Origin of the sequence: Azonexus sp. (assembly GCF_036170495.1) — a bacterium.
Taxonomy (GTDB): Bacteria; Pseudomonadota; Gammaproteobacteria; order Burkholderiales; family Rhodocyclaceae; genus Azonexus.
Genome location: NZ_JAVHPH010000092.1, coordinates 1 through 1,171 on the forward strand (window position 1 = coordinate 1; position 1,171 = coordinate 1,171).

The 1,171-nt window shown below is 56.7% G+C and carries 2 protein-coding genes; both read left to right on the plus strand.

Annotation, left to right across the window (positions count from 1 at the left end; all coding sequences use genetic code 11):
- Nucleotides 1–8: 8 nt before the first annotated feature.
- Nucleotides 9–317, plus strand: coding sequence for a group II truncated hemoglobin (locus ADADOO_RS02945; protein WP_511274869.1), 309 nt, complete (start codon nucleotides 9–11; stop codon nucleotides 315–317).
- 70 nt (nucleotides 318–387) lie between these two features.
- A partial coding sequence (locus ADADOO_RS02950; RefSeq protein WP_511274870.1) for a GTP-binding protein occupies nucleotides 388–1,171 on the plus strand: 784 nt, incomplete at its 3' end.

Below are 1,171 nucleotides of genomic sequence, written 5' to 3' on the forward strand. Positions count from 1 at the left end.
ACGAATTGATGGACACCGTTTCCCATTTTGCGGAACTGCGGGCCATGCATCCGGCCGATCTTTCCGGTTCCCGGGACAAACTCTTCATGTTCCTTTCTGGCTGGTTTGGTGGCCCCGATCTTTTCGTCGAGAAATTCGGCCACCCCAAGCTGCGCGCCCGCCACATGCCTTTCGCCATCGGTACGAAGGAGCGTGATCAATGGGTCGCCTGCATGGTGCTGGCGATGGAAGATGTTGGTCTGAGCGAGGACGTTCGCAAGTTGCTGCTAACCAATTTCTTCAACACGGCCGACTTTATGCGCAATAAAGAAGGATAAAAAGCTGGCCGGGGATGTTGCGGCGCACCATCGGTGATAGAATCACGCCTTTGATTTTTCAGGCCTTCCCATGTCCGCTCGTCCGATCCGCAACATCGCCATCATCGCGCACGTTGACCACGGTAAAACCACCCTGGTCGACCAATTGCTCCGCCAGTCCGGCACCTTCGCTGCTCACCAACAACTGGTCGAGTGCGTCATGGACTCCAACGACCTCGAAAAAGAACGTGGCATCACGATTCTTTCCAAAAACACCGCAGTCGAGTATCAAGGCGTGCACATCAACATCGTCGATACGCCGGGACACGCCGACTTCGGCGGCGAGGTCGAGCGCGTGCTCGGCATGGTCGATGGCGTGGTGCTGCTTGTCGATGCTGCTGAAGGCCCGATGCCGCAGACTCGTTTCGTTACCAAGAAGGCCTTGGCTCTTGGTCTGCGCCCGATTGTTCTGGTTAACAAGGTTGACCGCGATGGGGCCGATCCTGATCAAGCCGTCAATCTGACCTTCGATCTGTTCGATAAACTCGGCGCGACCGACGAACAACTGGATTTCCCGATCGTTTACGCTTCCGGCCTCAACGGTTGGGCGGCGATGGAGTTGGATCAGCCGCGCGAAAACATGATTCCGCTGTTCGACACGATTCTGCGTCACGTGCCGGCTCCGGATACCGATATCGAAGCGCCGCTGCAATTGCAAATTACCGCCCTTGATTACTCGTCCTACGTCGGTCGTATCGGTGTCGGCAAGATCAATCGCGGCAAGGTCAAGACCGGTCAGAACGTGCTGGTCATGTTCGGTACCGAAGAAGAGGCGGCCGAACACGAGCGTAGTCCGATCAAGGCCAAGATTGGCC